This window comes from Microbacterium sp. BG28 (genome assembly GCF_034044005.1).
Taxonomy (GTDB): Bacteria; Actinomycetota; Actinomycetes; order Actinomycetales; family Microbacteriaceae; genus Microbacterium.
Genome location: NZ_JAXCHA010000002.1, coordinates 644,587 through 660,725 on the forward strand (window position 1 = coordinate 644,587; position 16,139 = coordinate 660,725).

A 16,139-nucleotide genomic window follows, 5' to 3' on the forward strand; every position below is an offset into this window, starting at 1 on the left:
CGCGTCAGCGTCGCGGCTCGTCGCGGCCGGGCTTGCCCGGTCCGTCGCCGCGGCGACGCAGATACTGCTCGAACTCACGGGCGATGGCGTCGCCGGACGCGTCCGGCGAGTCCCACGTGTCACGCGTGCGCTCGAGTCCGCGGATGTACTCGGTCATCTCCTCGTCGTCGGCCGCGGCCGCGTCGATGGACGCCTCCCAGGCGGCGGCCTGGGTCGACAGTTCACCGCGGGGCACCTTCGCCCCGGTGATGTCCTCCAGGCGATCCAACAGCGCCAGCGTGGCCTTCGGGGACGGCGTGTGGCCCGCAACGTAATGCGGGACGCTGGCCCAGAGCGACGCCGCAGGGATGCCGGCCTGTTCCGCGACATGGGCGAGGACGCTCAGGATGCCGACGGGCCCTTCGTAGGAGCTTCTCTCGAGGCCGAGACCCGTGCGCAGCGCGTCGCTGTCGCTGCCGGCAAAGATCGAGATCGGGCGGGTGTGCGGCACATCCGCCATCATCGAGCCGAGCGCGACGAAGCCCGTGATGTCCTCGGCGAGGGCGAAGTCGACGAGCTCGGAGGCGAAAGCCTTCCAGGCCCGTGCCGGTTCAACGCCCGTCAGGAGCCACAGCTGCGTTCCCCGAGTCTGCTGCGACGGGCGCAGCAGTGTCGTCTCCGGCCACGAGAGCGCGCGATTGCCCTCCGCATCCAGGCTCACCGTAGGGCGGGTGTACTGGTAGTCGAAGTACAGTTCGGGATCGACCGAGTACACGGGCTCGTAGTCGCCTTCGGCGCGCAGGAGAGCGAGCGCCGCGGACGCCGCTTCACCCGCATCGTTCCAGCCGTCGAAGGCGGCGACCAGAACGCGCCGACCGAGTCCCTCCACCGTCACTCCCTCTCTTCCGCAGCAGCTGGGTGCCGCGGGGATCGTTCCAGGATAGGTGCAGCGGCGCCCCGTGGCGCGGGAGGCGTCGGGGCGCCTCGTAGCATGGGACGGTGACCCCCCAGCTACCCGACGCCGTCCTGTGGGACATGGACGGCACACTCGTCGACACCGAGCCCTACTGGATGGCGGCCGAAGGCCCTCTCGTCGCCGCGCACGGCGGCGTGTGGACCCACGAGCAGGCACTGGGCATGGTCGGCCTCGGGCTCGATGACGCGGCGAGGCTCCTGCAGGACGCCGGTGTGCGTCTTCCCGAACATGAGATCGTCGACACTCTCACCACCCGCGTCATGCGTTCCCTGCGCGAGGACGGCGTCCCGTTCCGGCCCGGCGCCCGGGAGTTGCTCGCCAGTCTCCGCGCCGCGGGAGTGCGCACGGCTCTGGTGACGATGTCGCTGCGCCGCATGGCGGATGCGGTCGTCGAACTCATCGACTTCGACGCCTTCGACTTCGTGATCGCCGGTGACGAGGCCACGCGGCCGAAGCCATTCCCGGATCCGTACCTCCAGGCTTGTGCGTCGCTCGGCGTGCATCCGGCTCGGACCGTGGCGATCGAGGACTCGCCCAACGGACTGCGCTCCGCGATCGCAGCCGGAACCGTCGCCCTGGGTGTTCCCCATATGGTCTCGCTCGAGGGCGTCGGTGCCGCCGCCCTGTGGCCCTCACTCGCCGACATCGACGCCGACGACATCGCTCGTCTGTTCACCGCACATCACGAACCCGAGGACGTCGCACGATGACCACTCCTGCCTCCGCACCCCGCGGCCCTTTCCGCTTCGGCGACCGCATCCAGCTGACGGGACCGAAGGGTCGGCTCCACACGATCACGCTGAAGGACGGCGGTGAGCTGCACACGCATCACGGCGTGCTGCGTCATCGGGATCTCGAGGGGCTGCCGGACGGCTCCGTCGTCGCCAACAGCGGCGGTCACGAGTACCTGGCCCTGCGCCCGCTGCTGCGCGACTTCGTCATGTCCATGCCGCGCGGCGCGGCGATCGTCTACCCGAAGGATGCCGCGCAGATCGTCGCACAGGCCGATGTCTTCCCCGGGGCGGTCGTCGTCGAAGCGGGTGTCGGCTCGGGTGCGCTCGCTCTCTGGCTCCTGCGCGGAGTGGGCGCGACGGGGCGGCTCACGTCGTTCGAGCGGCGGGAGGACTTCGCCGAGGTCGCGCGTGCCAATGTCGAGACCTTCCTCGGGTCCGTGCCCGAGAACTGGACCCTCGAGGTCGGGGATCTCGTCGAGCGCCTGCCGGAGGCGGTCGAGCCGGCATCCGTCGACCGCGTCGTGCTCGACATGCTGGCGCCGTGGGAGTGCATCGATGTCGTCGCCGACGCCCTCGCGCCCGGTGGTGTGGTGATCTGCTACGTCGCCACCGCCACGCAGCTCAGCCGGGTCGCCGAGTACATCCGTCACACCGAACTCTTCACCGACCCTGAGGCGAGCGAGACGCTCGTGCGCGGTTGGCACGTCGAGGGGCTCGCGGTGCGCCCGGATCACCGCATGGTCGCGCACACCGGCTTCCTGCTGACCGCGCGACGACTCGCTCCGGGCGCCGTGCTTCCCGAGCAGAAGCGGCGCGCATCCAAGTCGAGCTACAGCGACAAGGATGTGGAGTTGTGGACGCCGGGTGCGGTGGGGGAGCGGCAGATCACCGACAAGAACCTCCGCAAGCGTGTGCGCGAGGCGCAGCGCGCGGCCGCCGGCGCACGCCAAGCGGCGGCGGGAGACGACACCGACGAGCACGTAGACTGATCCGGTGCGCAGACTTCCCGCCGCGGCCGCTGCAGTCGGCCTGATGACCCTGGCCCTCGTCGGATGCTCGTCATCGACAGCTTCGGGCTGTGACCGCCCCGGCTCGCTCGGCGCGATCGGCTCGCTCGTCACCGTGACCGGGGACGACAGCAGCGTCGCGCCCACGGTGAAGGTGTCCTCGCCGATCAAGATCGACGGCGTGCAGTACGACGATCTCGTCACGGGCGACGGCAGCGCCATCGTCTCCGAGAATCAGGTTGTGGACGTGGGCTTCACCCTCGCCGATGCGACGAGCGGCGAGGTCCTGGCCGCCGAGGGCTACGGCCAGCCGCTGTATCTGCCGCTGACGGGTCTCACGCAGGCGATGCCGGGGATCAAGAGCGCGTTGGAGTGTGCGACCGGTGGTTCGCGAATCGTCGTGGGTCTCGCCGGCGACCAGATCGAACCCGGTTTCCTCGAGCAGCTGCGGATCGCCGAGGACACCCCGCTCGTGGCGGTTCTGGATCTCCGGTCCGTCATGCTGTCGGCGGCCGACGGCGCGCCGCAGTACAACGACGCGCACGGCATGCCTTCCGTCGTGCTCACCGACGACGGCCACCCCGGACTCGTGGTCCCTGACGGTTCCGCTCCGAGCGAGCGCACGGTGGAGGTCCTGAAGAAGGGCGACCATGACGTGCCTGCCGACGGGGCCACCGTGGTCGTCAACGTGCTGCAGGTCGACTGGAAGAGCAAGCGCGTCACGAAGACCACGTGGGACGACAAGCCCGATGCGGTCGCGCTCGGCGGTGACTCCGTCGTCTCGCAGACGATCGCGGGCCTCCCGGTCGGGTCGCAGGTGCTGGTCGTCGAGCCCGCCGCCGACGCCTCGAGCAGCGCCTCGATCTACGTGATCGACATCCTCGGCGCGCTGGGCTGACCCGCGCCCGCACCGCGCTGGGAGACAGCGGCGCGCCTAGGATATGGGGGTGCCCATGAACGATTCGAGTTCCGTCGCGCCCGAGGAGCGCCTGGTGAATCTCGCCGTCGCCCTCATGGCCACGGAGCAAGGGCTCACCAAGGACACCATCCTCCGGTCGGTGTCGGGCTACCGGGAACAGGCGGAGTCGGGAGCATCGAAGACCGCTCTGGAGAAGATGTTCGAGCGCGACAAGGAGAACCTGCGCGCGCTCGGCGTTCCCATCGAGACGATCGGCGACCACGCCGACCCCGATGACCTTCGCGAGGCCCGCTATCGTGTGCCGACCGCGGAGTACGCGCTTCCCGAAGACATCACGTTCACGCCGGCTGAGATCGCCCTGCTGAATCTCGCGGGCTCGGTCTGGAGCGAGAACAGCATGTCGCTGCCGGCGCGGAGCGGCCTGCGGAAGATCCGTGCACTGGGCAACGAAGTCGACGCCGAGATCGTCGGCTACGCACCACGCATCAGCGTTCGCGACACGGCGTTCGCACCCCTGCAGCGTGCCATCGAGCAGGCACGCGTCGTCTCGTTCACCTATGTGCGACCGGGGGAGTCGACAGCGCGCCGGCGCCGGGTGCGCCCGCTCGCTCTCGTCGAGTACGAGGCTCGTTGGCACGTGTACGGCACGGATGTGACGCTGGGCGCCGAGCGCACATTCCTCCTGTCTCGTATCACCGACGCGGTTCAGATCACCAAGGAGGGCTTCGACCCCTCGTTGCGTGCGGGCGCGGGGGAACGCGCCCTCCGCGAGCTCCAGGAACTCGCGGCGCGACAGGAGGCCCTCATCGAGGTGCACCCTGGGACGGAGGCCGCGCTTCGCCTCTCCCGCCGTGGCCGCTCGGCCGCTCAAGGCATTCTGGTGCCGTACGTCGACGCGCACATCCTCGCCGACGAGCTCGCCTCTTACGGCCCGGAAGCACGCGTGGTGGACCCGCCCCACCTGCGCGATCTCGTGATCGAGCGCCTGCGCGCGGTCATCGCGCTGCACGGAGGACGCTCGTGAACGCCTCGCGTCCGCTGGTGGCCACCGAACGCGCCGCTTTGATCATGCAACTCGTGCCGTATCTGCTCGAACGCGGCGACGTCTCGCTGGACGACGCCGCACGCGACTTCGAGGTGAGCCCCGCTCAGATGCGGGGAATGGTCGAGAAGCTGACGGTCATCGGCCGTCCTGGAGAGGGTGGTTTCTGGTCGCTGCCCGGCGACCTCTTCGACATCGATTGGGATCTGCTCGACACGCAGGACCGCATCGCACTGACGCACACCGTCGGCCTCGAGCGCACACCTCGTCTGACGGCCCGTGAGGCGGCGGCGCTGCTCGCCGGACTCCAGCTCACGGGCTCGCTGCCCGGGGTGAGCGAGCCCGCCCTTCTCGAAGGCCTTCTCGCGAAGCTCGCGCGCGGGGCGGCAACTGCTCCGGCCGACGTCATCGTCGCCCCCGCCCCCGTCGACCAGGTACGCGAGCGCGTCGACGAGGCACTCCGTCGCGGGCGTGCCGTCTCGTTCTCCTACAAGACCCCGGATGCCGCCGCGACGACCCGCACGGTCGACCCGGTGAAGGTCCACATCGCCGACGGACAGTGGTACCTGCAGGGCTGGTGCCATCTGCGCCAGGCGACGCGCACGTTCCACCTCGACCGCGTTGCGGACGTCGAGGTGACGGACATCCCGGTGACCCACGGTGCCGATCCGTTGCCGGCGCTGTTCGACACGCTGCAGGGCGAGATCGTCGCACGCCTGCGGTTTCCCGAGGCCGTCGCACCGCTGCTGGGGGAGTTCCTGACGCACGCCGAGATCGAGATCTCCGGCGGTATGGCGACCGCCACCGTGCGCTTGGCGGACGAGGGCGTGCTGCGCCGGCTCGCGGCCCGTCGCGCGGGCGATGTCGAGATCCTGGCGCCGGAGGCGGCCCGACGCGCCGCCGGATCCTGGGCCCACGCAGGCCTGGCGCAGTACGAACACTCCGCCTGAGCCCCGACCCGGTCGCGGATGCGCGGGTTACACTGGGGATACCTCGAACTTTTGGAGATCTCCATGGGCGCTTTCGGTTGGCCGCACCTGCTGGTCATCCTCGCGGTGATTCTGCTCCTTTTCGGCGCTGCCAAGCTGCCGGCTCTGGCAAAGAGCGTGGGACAGTCCGCCCGGGTGTTCCGCGGCGAGATGAAGGCCATGAAGGAAGACGACGCCGCGGCGCCGTCCACCACGACGACCGTCGCGCCGGCTCCGACGCCGGCAGAGTCCGCGCCGAAGGCTCCCGACACGGGGACTTCGCCCGATACTCGCGCCTGACCCGTCGTGACGGCCCCGGCCTCGCCCATCACGGGAGCTGACGAACCACGCCGCGAGAAGCGCATGTCGTTGGGGCAGCACCTCATCGAGCTGCGGCGACGCCTGATGATCGCGGCGATTGCGCTGGTCGCGGCGATGATCGTGGCCTTCTTCGTGACGGACCCGATCCTGGATTGGCTGACGGGTCCGATTCGCATCGTTGCCGAACAGCGCGGCGACAATTTCGCCGCGTTGAACTTCCCCACGGTGACGTCCGCCTTCGAGATGCGGATGCGGATCGCCGTGACGATCGGCATCTTCCTGTCCGCGCCGGTCTGGCTGTGGCAGATCTGGGCGTTCGTCATGCCCGGACTCACCCGCAAGGAGATCCGGTACACGATCGGTTTCATCGCGGCGGCCATCCCGCTCTTCTTCGCAGGCTGCTACGTCGCCGTTCTCGTCATGCCGCACGTCATCGAAGTCATGTGGAGCTTCACGCCCGAGGGCGCCGTGAACTTCTACTCCGCATCCGAGTACTACGACTTCATCTTCAAGCTGATGATCGTGATCGGCATCTCTTTCGTCCTACCCGTCTTCCTCGTCGCGCTCAACCTCGCGGGCATCATGTCGGGCATGGCCATCCTGAAGGGCTGGCGCGTCGCGGTTCTCCTGGCGACGGTGTTCGCGGCGGTGGCAACCCCCGCCGCTGACGTCGTCAGCATGCTCCTGCTCGGCGCCATCTTGATCGTGCTGTTCTTCGCCGCGGCTGGTCTGTCCATGATCTTCGACCGACGCCGTCGGAAGCGCGAGGCCGCTCTCTTGGACACCACGCTGTGACGGAGCTCTCCGCCGCCGAGAAGTTCTCTGCGGCCCAGGCTCGTGCGTCGCATCCCTTGACGGCAGCGTTCGCCGCGTCGCAACGGTTCGAGCTGGATCCGTTCCAGCTCGAGGGATGTGCATCCCTTGAGGAGGGCCGGAGCGTACTGGTGGCCGCGCCCACGGGCGCCGGGAAGACGATCGTCGGTGAGTTCGCGATTCATCTCGCCATGCTCACCTCACGCGACAAGGCCTTCTACACGACGCCGATGAAAGCCCTGTCGAACCAGAAGTTCCGCGAGCTCACCGAGGTCTACGGGCCGGAGAACGTCGGCCTCCTGACGGGCGACACCAACATCAACGGCAACGCGCGCATCGTCGTGATGACCACCGAGGTGCTGCGCAACATGCTCTACGCGGGCTCGTCCGCACTGCGCGATCTCCGCTTCGTGGTGATGGACGAAGTCCACTACCTGGCGGATCGCTTCCGCGGCGCGGTCTGGGAGGAGGTCATCATCCACCTCCCCGAGAGCGTCCGATTGGTCTCGCTCTCGGCGACCGTGTCGAACGCCGAGGAGTTCGGCGACTGGCTGGACACGGTGCGCGGCGAGACAGACATCATCGTCTCGGAGACCCGTCCGGTGCCTCTCGAACAGCATGTGCTCGTGCGCGGAGATCTGCTCCCGCTGTTCGACGATCGTGCCGGCGTCGCCGCCGCCCAGGTCAACCAGGAGCTGCTCCGCATCCGCTCCGGCGGGGGACCGGGACACGATCGCAAGCGCTACGGGCAGCAGGCACGACGGGATGCGGACGCGCACCGCCGTCCGCATCGGCACGGAACCAAGCAACTGCGCTCCGGAAACGCCCGGCGACTCGAGCGCATCGACCGGCCCGAGGTCGTCGATCTGCTGGGGCGGGCAAATCTGCTCCCCGCGATCTTCTTCATCTTCTCTCGCGCGGGGTGCGATGGAGCCGTGCAGCAGGTGCGACGTTCCGGACTTCGCCTCACCGACGCCGACGAACGACGTGCGATCAGAGAAATCGTCGAGGAGCGAACCCGCAACCTGCCGGATGAGGATCTCGCAGTTCTCGGCTTCTGGGAATGGCGCGAGAGCCTCGAGCGGGGAGTCGCCGCCCACCACGCCGGCCTTCTGCCCGCGTTCAAGGAGATCGTCGAGGAGCTCTTTCGCCGGAAGCTCGTGAAAGTGGTCTTCGCCACCGAGACGTTGGCACTGGGGATCAACATGCCCGCCCGCACGGTTGTGCTGGAGAAGCTCGAGAAGTTCAACGGCGAGGCGCGCGTCGCCATCACCTCGGGGGAGTACACACAGCTGACCGGCCGCGCCGGGCGTCGTGGCATCGACGTCGAGGGGCACGCGGTCGTGCAGTGGAGCGAGTCGATGGACCCCCAGGCGGTCGCGGCGCTCGCGTCCCGCCGCACCTACCCGCTGAACTCGAGCTTCCGACCCACCTACAACATGGCGGTCAATCTGATCGACCAGTTCGGCCGCACTCGCGCCAGGGAGATCCTCGAGTCCTCGTTCGCGCAGTTCCAGGCGGACCGCTCCGTCGTCGGCCTCGCCCGGGAAGTACGGGCGGCAGAGGAGTCGCTGGCCGGCTACCGCGAAGCGATGACGTGCGATCGCGGCGACTACGCGGAGTATGCGCAACTACGGCAGGAGGTCTCGGAGCTGGAGAAGCTCGGCCGCAAGGACGCGAACGCCTCCCGCGCGACGCGCGACGAGCGCACCCGCCGCATCCAGTCGCTCCGTCGCCGGCTCCAGCATCATCCGTGCCACTCCTGCCCGGAGCGCGAGTCGCACGCGCGGTGGGCCGAGCGCTACCTCAAGCTCAACAAGCGCGTCGATCGGATGCGGAGCCAGATCTCCTCGCGCACCGGCACGGTCGCTCGGGTCTTCGATCGCGTTGTGGACGTCCTGAGCGAGCTCGACTACGTCTCTCACGACGACGCCGGGCGCACCGTCCTCACCGCATCTGGTCGACGGATGCGGCGCATCTACGGAGAGCGCGACCTTCTCGTCGCCGAATCTCTGCGCACCGGGATCTGGGATCGCCTCGACGCTCCGTCGCTGGCGGCGCTCGTGTGCGCGCTCGTCTACGAGCCCCGGCGCGACGAGGCGGGAGTGGGGGAGCGGGGCCTGCCCCGCGGCGCCTTCCGCACCGCCCTCACCGCGACGGAGGATCTGTGGCAGCGGCTCGACGACCTCGAGCGCGATCATCATCTTCCCGGATCCACACCGCCGGCGGCAGGACTGTCGCAGGCGATGTACTCGTGGGCGCGCGGGTCGATCCTGGATCGCGTGCTCACCGAGGCCGACATGGCCGCCGGCGACTTCGTGCGGTGGGCGAAGCAGACGATCGACCTGCTCGATCAGCTTTCGCTCGTGGCCGATGCGCCACTGGCAACGACCGCGCGCACCGCGCTGGATTCCGTCCGCCGCGGCATCGTCGCGTACGCCGGCGTCTGACGGCGGGCCCATAGCCGGAGCCGCATAGGCTGGACTTCGTGCCGAGACCGCGTGCCCTCCTTCCACTCTGGGCCGCCGTCCTGGCATCCGTGCTGGGCGGACTCACCCTGACCACGGCCTTCCCCGCGCTGAGCTGGTGGCCGATGGTGTTCGTCGCGATCCCGCTCGCACTCGTCTCGCTCATCGGCCGCAGCGCGGCTGGCGCGTTCCTCGCCGGAACGGCGTACGGCGCGGGGTTCTTCCTCGTCAACGTCTCCTTCACCGCTCGCTATCTCGGACCGGTACCGTGGCTCGCGCTGTCCGTGCTCGAAGCCGTCCTGACCGGCGCGGCGGCCATCCTGATCACCTGGGCGTACCGGTGGGTTCCGCAGGCGCTACGGGGGATCTGGCCCCGACTCATCGTGCTCCCGCTCGTTGTCGCGGGCCTCTGGGTGCTGCGCGAACAATGGGTCGGCACCTTCCCGTACGGCGGCTTCCCGTGGGGAAGGGTGGGCGTGACGCAGGTCAACGGCCCCTTCGCCTCCCTCCTGTCGTGGATCGGGATGTCGGGTGTCGGCTTCGTCGTCGTCCTCCTGTGCGCCGCGGCCATCGAGTATGTGCGGATGCGCAGATTCACGGACGTCCGCACGGCGGTCCCGATCGTGCTCGTCGCGGTCATCGCCTTCGCCACGCCCGCGTTCGACACCACCGCCAACGGCACGTTGCGCATCGGGTCGGTGCAGGGCAACGGCCCGGCGGGATACTTCGACCAGCGCACCAGAGGCGCGCTCCTCGACGCCCAGTTGAAGGCCACCGAGGCGATCGCCGATGATCGTATGGATCTGCTGGTCTGGCCCGAAGGCGGCATCGATTCCGATCCGACGGCCAACCGCACGACGGCCGCGACGCTGGACACGCTGTCGAATCGCATCGACGCACCCCTGCTCGTGAACGCCGCCACGGCTCGCGGTGATCGCTACTTCAACACGTCGATGTTGTGGGAGTCGGGCAAGGGCGTCGTCGCCTCCTACGACAAGATCCACCCGGTGCCGTTCGGAGAGTACGTTCCCGATCGGCCCTTCTTCGCCGCATTGGCGCCGGATCTCATCAACCTCATCCAGCGGGAATACACCCCCGGCACGGCCGAACCCGTCGTCGAACTCGGGGACACCCCGATCGGCCTCGCCATCTGCTTCGACGTGATCTATGACGACGTGGTCTGGGCGGCCTCCGACGGCGGCGCGCAGGTGTACGTCTACCAGACGAACAACGCGGACTTCCGTGGGACCGACGAGAATCTCCAGCAGCTGGCGTTCGCGCGCGCCCGGGCGATAGAGACGGGACGCGCCGTCGTGAACATCTCTACCGTGGGAACGAGCCAGGTGATCGCTCCCACCGGCGAGGTCATCGACGGCATCGCCGCCGACACCGCCGGCGCGATGGTCACCGAGGTCCCGCTGCGAACCGGAACGACCGCCGCGATGGTGCTCGGCCCCGCTCTGCACGCAGTGTTCGCTTGGGGAAGTCTGGTCGCGCTCCTGGTAGCGGGGCTCGCGGCGCGGCTGCGCGCACCGCGGCGGAACCGCGCGTAACGAAGAACGGCGCCGCATCCCAAAGGATGCGGCGCCGTTCGAAAAGAATGCGCTCAGGCCGTCTTCTTGGTGACGTCGTCACCGGCGCCGCGACGGGCGCGAACGAAGGCGAGACGCTCTTCCAGCAGCTCTTCGAGCTCCGGGATCGTGCGGCGCTCGAGCAGCATGTCCCAGTGGGTACGGGCGGCCTTGTCGTCGCTGTGGTCGACGGAGACGGTCTGCTCGCCCACGCGCAGCAGCGCTTCTCCGCCGCATGCGCGGCATTCCCAGGTCTGCGGCGGCTCAGCGTCTGCCGCGAAAGTCAGTGTGGTCTCTTTCGAACACACGCTGCAGACGTAGGTCTGCTGCGCGCGCTCATGAAAAACGACGCCCTCTTCGCTCTGTAGGCTCTGGGCGCCGAGTCGGATGCCGCGAAGACTGCGGTCTGCCATTGTGTGGTCCTCTCGTCGCGTGGTGCTTACCCGGTATAACGCGTCGAGTTGGGAGGATCATCCGAGGCGGCTATGACGGAGCACAACTCACAGTCTATCTTCAGCGACCAGGGCCGAGAATCCGCAGCGCGAGTTCGGCGCGGTCGGTCACGATGCCGTCGACCCCCATCCCGAGCAGGCGTCTCATGTCCGACTCGTCGTTGACCGTCCACACGTGCACTTCCACGCCCGCATCGTGCACCGCATCCAGGAAGCGCGGCGTGACGACACGGATGCGGTTCTGATACTCCGGAACCTGGAGGGCGTCGATGCCCGCCAGCGTGCGACGCGCGAGCCGATGAGAGCCGGTGACGGCTGCCGCGGCGACACGCGCGACCAGCGTCGCGCCGGCGGACGTGGCCGGCAACAGTGTGGAGCGGGCGCGTGCCGCCGCGGCGAGGGCCGTTCGGCGTCGGCGCTCCGAGAAGCTCGTCAGCAGGACCCGCTCGGCCGCGCTCGCGGCGAGGCGTCCGGCGGGCTCGGCAGCCGCATCCGCCTTCACGTCGATGTTGAAGCGCACGTCGGGGAAGCTCTGCAGCGCCTGTTCGAAACTCGCGAGCCCGCCACGGTCGGCCATGAGATCCTCGAGCTCGCGCAGCGTCACATCTCGAACCAGACGGGGATCACCCGCTACCCGCGAGAGGTCGTCATCGTGGAAGAGGACGACCGTGCCGTCCCGTGTCAGATGACAGTCCGACTCGACGTAGACGGCGCCCGCAGCATGAGCGGCCGCGATCGCTGCGAAGGAGTTCTCGACCATCTCGGGGCTTCCCGCGGGCACGAGTCCTCGATGGGCGAGGACCCGAGGGTGAGGTGTGCCACTCAGGTACGGATGCGTCACGGCGCCCACGTTATCGCGCGCGACGCCGAGCGGGGATTGGTAGGGTCGGGTGTCGCCCCGATGCGCCGATTCGGCGCGCGGCGATGCCTTTTCGCGCCAGATTCAGGAGTGCCCGTGACCGATTCGCTCACCCCCCTCGCCGCCGGTTCGCTCGCCGGCAAGACCGCCCTCGTGACCGGGTCGTCGCGCGGCATCGGAGCCGACACCGTGCGCTACTTCGCGCAAGCCGGCGCGAACGTCGTCATCAACTTCCGCAACAAGGCACCGCGTGCCGAGAAGCTCGCCGCGCAGCTGCGCGAACTCGGCGTGCAGGTGCTTGTCGTCGGAGCCGATCTCACGGACGAGGCATCGGTGCAGGCGATGTTCTCGGAAGTGGAGCAGACGTTCGGATCGCTCGACATCCTTGTGCTCAACGCGTCGGGCGGGATGGAAGGCGGCATGGCCGCCGACTACGCGCTGCAACTGAACCGGGACGCCCAGGTGCGCGTGCTCGAGACGGCACTGCCTCTGCTGGGTTCGGGTGCGCGCGTCGTCTTCGTCACGAGCCACCAGGCGCACTTCATCCACACGACGCCCACCATGCCCGAGTACGAGCCAGTGGCTCTCTCCAAGCGCGCCGGTGAAGATGCGCTTCGCGAGCGGATCCCCGCCCTGTCCAAGCGCGGCGTCGAGTTCGTCGTCGTCTCCGGAGACATGATCGAAGGCACCATCACCGCGACGCTCCTGGAGCGCGCGAACCCCGGCGCCATCGCTTTGCGCCGTGAGGATGCCGGCAAGCTCTACAACGTGTCGGAGTTCGCGGCTGAGGTCGCTCTCGCGGCGGTCGAGCCGGTGCCCGCCGACAACACGCGCCTCGTGGGGGAGACCAGCTCGTTCGTCGCCGAGTGAGTGCGCAGAACGCCCCCGGATCCGAGGATCCGGGGGCGTTCTCGCGTTGTCAGGCGCGGCCGAAGGAGAAGGCGCGCACGATCTGGATGATGCCCAGGATGACGAGCGAGGCTCCGACGAACAGCCAAAGCAGCGCCACGTAGAGCGGCGAGAACACGAGGATGACGCCCGCGATGAGGCTCATCACCGCGAAGAAGATTGTCCAGCCCCGCGACGTGCTGTTGCCCAGCGTCGTGAGGGCGACGACGCCCTCCACGATCCAGGTGATGCCGATGAAGACTCCGACGAAGATCGCCAGGAACACGGTGGTATCGCCGAGGTTCGCGAGCGCGATGATTCCCGCTGCAACGAACAGCAGACCGAGAACGATGTGACCCACGCGGGACCATCCGCCGAGGGTCTTCGAGAAGATCCCGAGCCCCGCATAGACCAGCCCGGAGGCGATCGCGTAGACGGCGATGATGGCGGTTCCCACGGCGGCCGTCTTCAGCGGCCACACGAGGATGAGGATGCCGACGATCAGGGCGATCGCGCCGCCGATGCCGAAAGCGGTGCGGATGCCGTTGACGAAGGTCTTGTCGGCGCTGGGGGTAACGGTCTCGGACATGTCCTGCTCTTTCTGAGAAGAAGCTGAGTGTATGGATCCACCGTAGCGCGATGGGGCGGCGCAGGGGAGTGGTGTCCGACTCGATGCGTCACAGCAGGAGCACGATCCCCAGCAGCACGGGCACGCTGCCGACGGTCGTGAGGAAGATCGTGTCGCGCGCGACGGACTCGCCCACGGCATAGCGCTGGGCGTAGTTGAAGACGTTCTGCGCCGTCGGCAGAGCGGCCAGCACCGTGACGATGAGCACCTCGTGCGCCGAGAGTCCGAAGAGCGTCGCCAACGCCCACGCTGCTGCGGGCATCGCCAACAGCTTGAGCGCGCTCGCGATCAGCACCTCACCGCGGCGGCCGGCATCCGCCAGGACGCGCTGGCCGTGGAGCGAGATGCCGTAGCTGATCAGGAGGATGGGAACGCACGCGTTCGCAATCAGCAGCGCGGGCTCCAGGACGATCGTCGGAAGCGCGATGCCCGAGACCGACACGAGTGTTCCGAGCGCCGATCCGATCACGATGGGATTGCGTGCGGTCCGGCCCAGCACGCGCCAGAACGAACGTGTGCCGGTGGTGGCGGCATCCAGGATCGCGAGCGCGACGGGTGTCAACAGGAGCAGCTGCATCAGAATGACGGGCGCCGGGTAGGCGGCGCTGCCGAGCAGGTACAACGACAGAGGGATTCCGATGTTGTTGGAGTTGACCTGACCGGCCGAGAGGGCGGAGATCGTCGCATCGCCGACGCTCCGGCGCCACACGAAGCGCGCGAGCAGCCACTGCAGCCCTATGATCACCACGGCGGCGATCGTCGACACGGGAAGCAGCGCGGAGAACAGCGTCGTGATGTCCGCCTGGCTGAGCACGGTGAACAGGAGGAACGGTGAGAGCACGTAGAACGTGAGCCGACTGAGCACATGCCGCGCGTGCGGGCCGAGGAGATCGATGCGCCCGATGATGTAGCCGACGATGATGGCGGTTCCGACGACGGCGAACCCGGTCAGCGTCTCCAGCACGCCTTCAGCCTATGGTGCGCCTGTGCGCGGTGCGGTGTGTGCCCGCGTGCCGACTGCGTCCCCGTCTCCCGCTCCGTACGATTACCGATAATGCACATTATGTCATTATATTGACGGCATCTTCTGCCTGGTGCGAATACGCCAGTGTGTCCGGCCCCCTTGTCACTGCGCCTCAGTGGCCGCAGCGATCGGTGGGTCGGCGCGCAGGCCATGCAAGCTGATGACCTGGCTTCGCGATTCGTCGCGGACTCTCTCGGCTACTCCCACCACGTCGCCAAGCAGCGTCGTCAGAACGCCGGTGCCCATCACCGACTACCTCGCCGAGCGCGGAACCTCAGCGCAGAGACAGCCATGAACCACGCGACGTGGTTCGACCAGCATCCCATCACGCCTGATGAAATCCGGGCCAGTACTCTTCGATCATGACGGGTGCTTCATATTTCTACGCCGACGCGGAGGACACTCACGAACTGCTCGACTACTTGCACGTCGGTGGCGGCGCTCTCCTTCGTCCGTGGCCGCTCACTGACAACGCCCAACCTCTCTCCCGACAGGACGCGGCCTCCGTTCGCCGAGTCCTCATCGTCGAGAGCGCGCTCGGCGCCCCGGTCTTCATCGGCGCGAATGACCCGGCACTCAAGGCGTCCACGGCATCTGGGGTCTTCAATCGACTCAACATGGACGCCGCCCAGCGGGCGGGCTCCGACACGATAGTCGACTTCGACGCCTCTCCCGTCCTGTTGTGGTCCCCCGGTTCCGTCTCCACAACGCAGCTTCGCGTCGGATCAATCGGAACGCAGGCGACCTCACCGCGCGCAATCTCGGCTGACTACGATAAGTGGGTCAAGCGCGTCGCATCGTGGATCCGGCGCCGAGGAACTGCGGTCTGGGGTTTGCAGACTCACGCAGTTCAACCCGAACTCGATATCGAACTTCCATTTCTCAATTCTGTGTACGCACTACCAGGGGCGCTGCAGAGGCTGCGCGAAGGTGCCCGCGGGCGGTAGATCGTCGCTGCGTGAGCAGAGCCGCTGCCTCAGCGGAGTCCGCGGAGGTCCACACCCATCTGCACGCGCCGCCCGAGACGGTGGAGCCCGAGGCTCGCCTCCGTCTCGATGATCGTGCGGTGGAAGTCGTCCGACGGCTCCTCGATCGCGAATCCCGCGGATGCGTAGAACGGCGCGTTCCACGGGACGTCGGCGAACGTCCGCAGCGTCAGTCGGTCGTGTCCGGACTCGCGTGCTGCATGCTTCGCTGCTTCGACGAGCGTACGGCCGATGCCGCGACCGCCGAACGCCGGGAGGACGGATACCTGTTCGAGATGCGCTCCGCCGTCGAACTCGATGACGTGAACGAAACCGACGACGGTGTCCTCCTCCCCTTCGGCGACGAGGATGATGCCCCCGTCGGCGAGCCGCTCGGTACTCGTCGGCGCGGGGTGCCACCGGTCAGGCTGGAGAAGGTCCACCAGCAGCGCGTCGGCCTCATTCTCGATCCGCTCGAGATGCGGGAGGTCGGCCGCGACGGCGAGGCGGATCTGCACGGACATC

At 68.1% G+C, this 16,139-nt stretch carries 17 protein-coding genes; 11 read left to right on the forward strand and 6 right to left on the reverse strand.

The window, feature by feature from the left end; all coding sequences use genetic code 11:
- Nucleotides 1-4 precede the first annotated feature (4 nt).
- Nucleotides 5-868, reverse strand: a complete 864-nt coding sequence (locus SK224_RS09005; RefSeq protein WP_320434376.1) for a PAC2 family protein — start codon at nt 866-868, stop codon at nt 5-7.
- Between the two features lie 110 nt (nt 869-978).
- On the opposite strand from SK224_RS09005, the gene SK224_RS09010 reads away from it, so the two are divergent.
- From SK224_RS09010 to lnt, 9 genes are all read left to right on the forward strand, one after another.
- Nucleotides 979-1,665: an HAD family phosphatase gene (locus SK224_RS09010; RefSeq protein WP_320434377.1), complete on the forward strand. Its 687-nt coding sequence runs from the start codon at nt 979-981 to the stop codon at nt 1,663-1,665.
- Complete coding sequence (locus SK224_RS09015; protein WP_320434378.1) at nt 1,662-2,678, forward strand: tRNA (adenine-N1)-methyltransferase; 1,017 nt, start codon at nt 1,662-1,664, stop codon at nt 2,676-2,678. Before SK224_RS09010 ends, SK224_RS09015 begins: the two co-directional genes overlap by 4 nt.
- Nucleotides 2,679-2,682: 4 nt before the next feature.
- On the forward strand, nt 2,683-3,594 hold the full coding sequence (locus SK224_RS09020) for a hypothetical protein (RefSeq protein WP_320434379.1): 912 nt from the start codon (nt 2,683-2,685) through the stop codon (nt 3,592-3,594).
- 43 nt (nt 3,595-3,637) lie between these two features.
- A complete protein-coding gene (locus SK224_RS09025; RefSeq protein ID WP_413816773.1) occupies nt 3,638-4,639 on the forward strand; it encodes a helix-turn-helix transcriptional regulator in 1,002 nt (333 codons plus the stop codon).
- Complete coding sequence (locus SK224_RS09030) at nt 4,636-5,607, forward strand: helix-turn-helix transcriptional regulator (protein ID WP_320434380.1); 972 nt, start codon at nt 4,636-4,638, stop codon at nt 5,605-5,607. The genes SK224_RS09025 and SK224_RS09030 overlap by 4 nt, the downstream gene beginning before the upstream one ends.
- Nucleotides 5,608-5,670: 63 nt before the next feature.
- Nucleotides 5,671-5,925 carry a twin-arginine translocase TatA/TatE family subunit gene (tatA, locus tag SK224_RS09035; RefSeq protein ID WP_320434381.1) on the forward strand — a complete coding sequence of 85 codons (255 nt, stop codon included), beginning with the start codon at nt 5,671-5,673 and terminating at the stop codon, nt 5,923-5,925.
- Nucleotides 5,926-5,988: 63 nt separating this feature from the next.
- Nucleotides 5,989-6,741: a twin-arginine translocase subunit TatC gene (gene tatC, locus SK224_RS09040; protein WP_320434382.1), complete on the forward strand. Its 753-nt coding sequence runs from the start codon at nt 5,989-5,991 to the stop codon at nt 6,739-6,741.
- A complete protein-coding gene (locus SK224_RS09045; RefSeq protein WP_320434383.1) occupies nt 6,738-9,209 on the forward strand; it encodes a DEAD/DEAH box helicase in 2,472 nt (823 codons plus the stop codon). Before tatC ends, SK224_RS09045 begins: the two co-directional genes overlap by 4 nt.
- A gap of 38 nt (nt 9,210-9,247) precedes the next feature.
- Nucleotides 9,248-10,780, forward strand: a complete 1,533-nt coding sequence (lnt, locus tag SK224_RS09050) for an apolipoprotein N-acyltransferase (protein WP_320434384.1) — start codon at nt 9,248-9,250, stop codon at nt 10,778-10,780.
- Between the two features lie 53 nt (nt 10,781-10,833).
- On the opposite strand, the gene SK224_RS09055 is transcribed toward lnt, so the two are convergent.
- Both SK224_RS09055 and SK224_RS09060 read right to left on the reverse strand, forming a co-directional pair.
- Complete coding sequence (locus SK224_RS09055; RefSeq protein ID WP_137417009.1) at nt 10,834-11,211, reverse strand: RNA polymerase-binding protein RbpA; 378 nt, start codon at nt 11,209-11,211, stop codon at nt 10,834-10,836.
- A 100-nt stretch (nt 11,212-11,311) separates the two neighbouring features.
- Nucleotides 11,312-12,091, reverse strand: a complete 780-nt coding sequence (locus SK224_RS09060) for a glycerophosphodiester phosphodiesterase family protein (RefSeq protein ID WP_320434385.1) — start codon at nt 12,089-12,091, stop codon at nt 11,312-11,314.
- Between the two features lie 114 nt (nt 12,092-12,205).
- On the opposite strand from SK224_RS09060, the gene SK224_RS09065 reads away from it, so the two are divergent.
- Complete coding sequence (locus tag SK224_RS09065) at nt 12,206-12,979, forward strand: SDR family oxidoreductase (protein ID WP_320434386.1); 774 nt, start codon at nt 12,206-12,208, stop codon at nt 12,977-12,979.
- A gap of 49 nt (nt 12,980-13,028) precedes the next feature.
- On the opposite strand, the gene SK224_RS09070 is transcribed toward SK224_RS09065, so the two are convergent.
- Complete coding sequence (locus tag SK224_RS09070) at nt 13,029-13,586, reverse strand: HdeD family acid-resistance protein (protein ID WP_320434387.1); 558 nt, start codon at nt 13,584-13,586, stop codon at nt 13,029-13,031.
- An 88-nt stretch (nt 13,587-13,674) separates the two neighbouring features.
- Nucleotides 13,675-14,589 carry an AEC family transporter gene (locus tag SK224_RS09075; protein WP_320434388.1) on the reverse strand — a complete coding sequence of 305 codons (915 nt, stop codon included), beginning with the start codon at nt 14,587-14,589 and terminating at the stop codon, nt 13,675-13,677.
- A gap of 422 nt (nt 14,590-15,011) precedes the next feature.
- On the opposite strand from SK224_RS09075, the gene SK224_RS09080 reads away from it, so the two are divergent.
- The gene (locus SK224_RS09080; RefSeq protein WP_320434389.1) at nt 15,012-15,596 is read left to right on the forward strand and encodes a hypothetical protein; all 585 of its coding nucleotides are present in this window, start codon (nt 15,012-15,014) and stop codon (nt 15,594-15,596) included.
- A 29-nt stretch (nt 15,597-15,625) separates the two neighbouring features.
- Here SK224_RS09080 and SK224_RS09085 read toward each other — a convergent pair whose 3' ends face one another.
- The gene (locus SK224_RS09085; RefSeq protein WP_320434390.1) at nt 15,626-16,138 is read right to left on the reverse strand and encodes a GNAT family N-acetyltransferase; all 513 of its coding nucleotides are present in this window, start codon (nt 16,136-16,138) and stop codon (nt 15,626-15,628) included.
- Nucleotide 16,139: the final 1 nt, after the last annotated feature.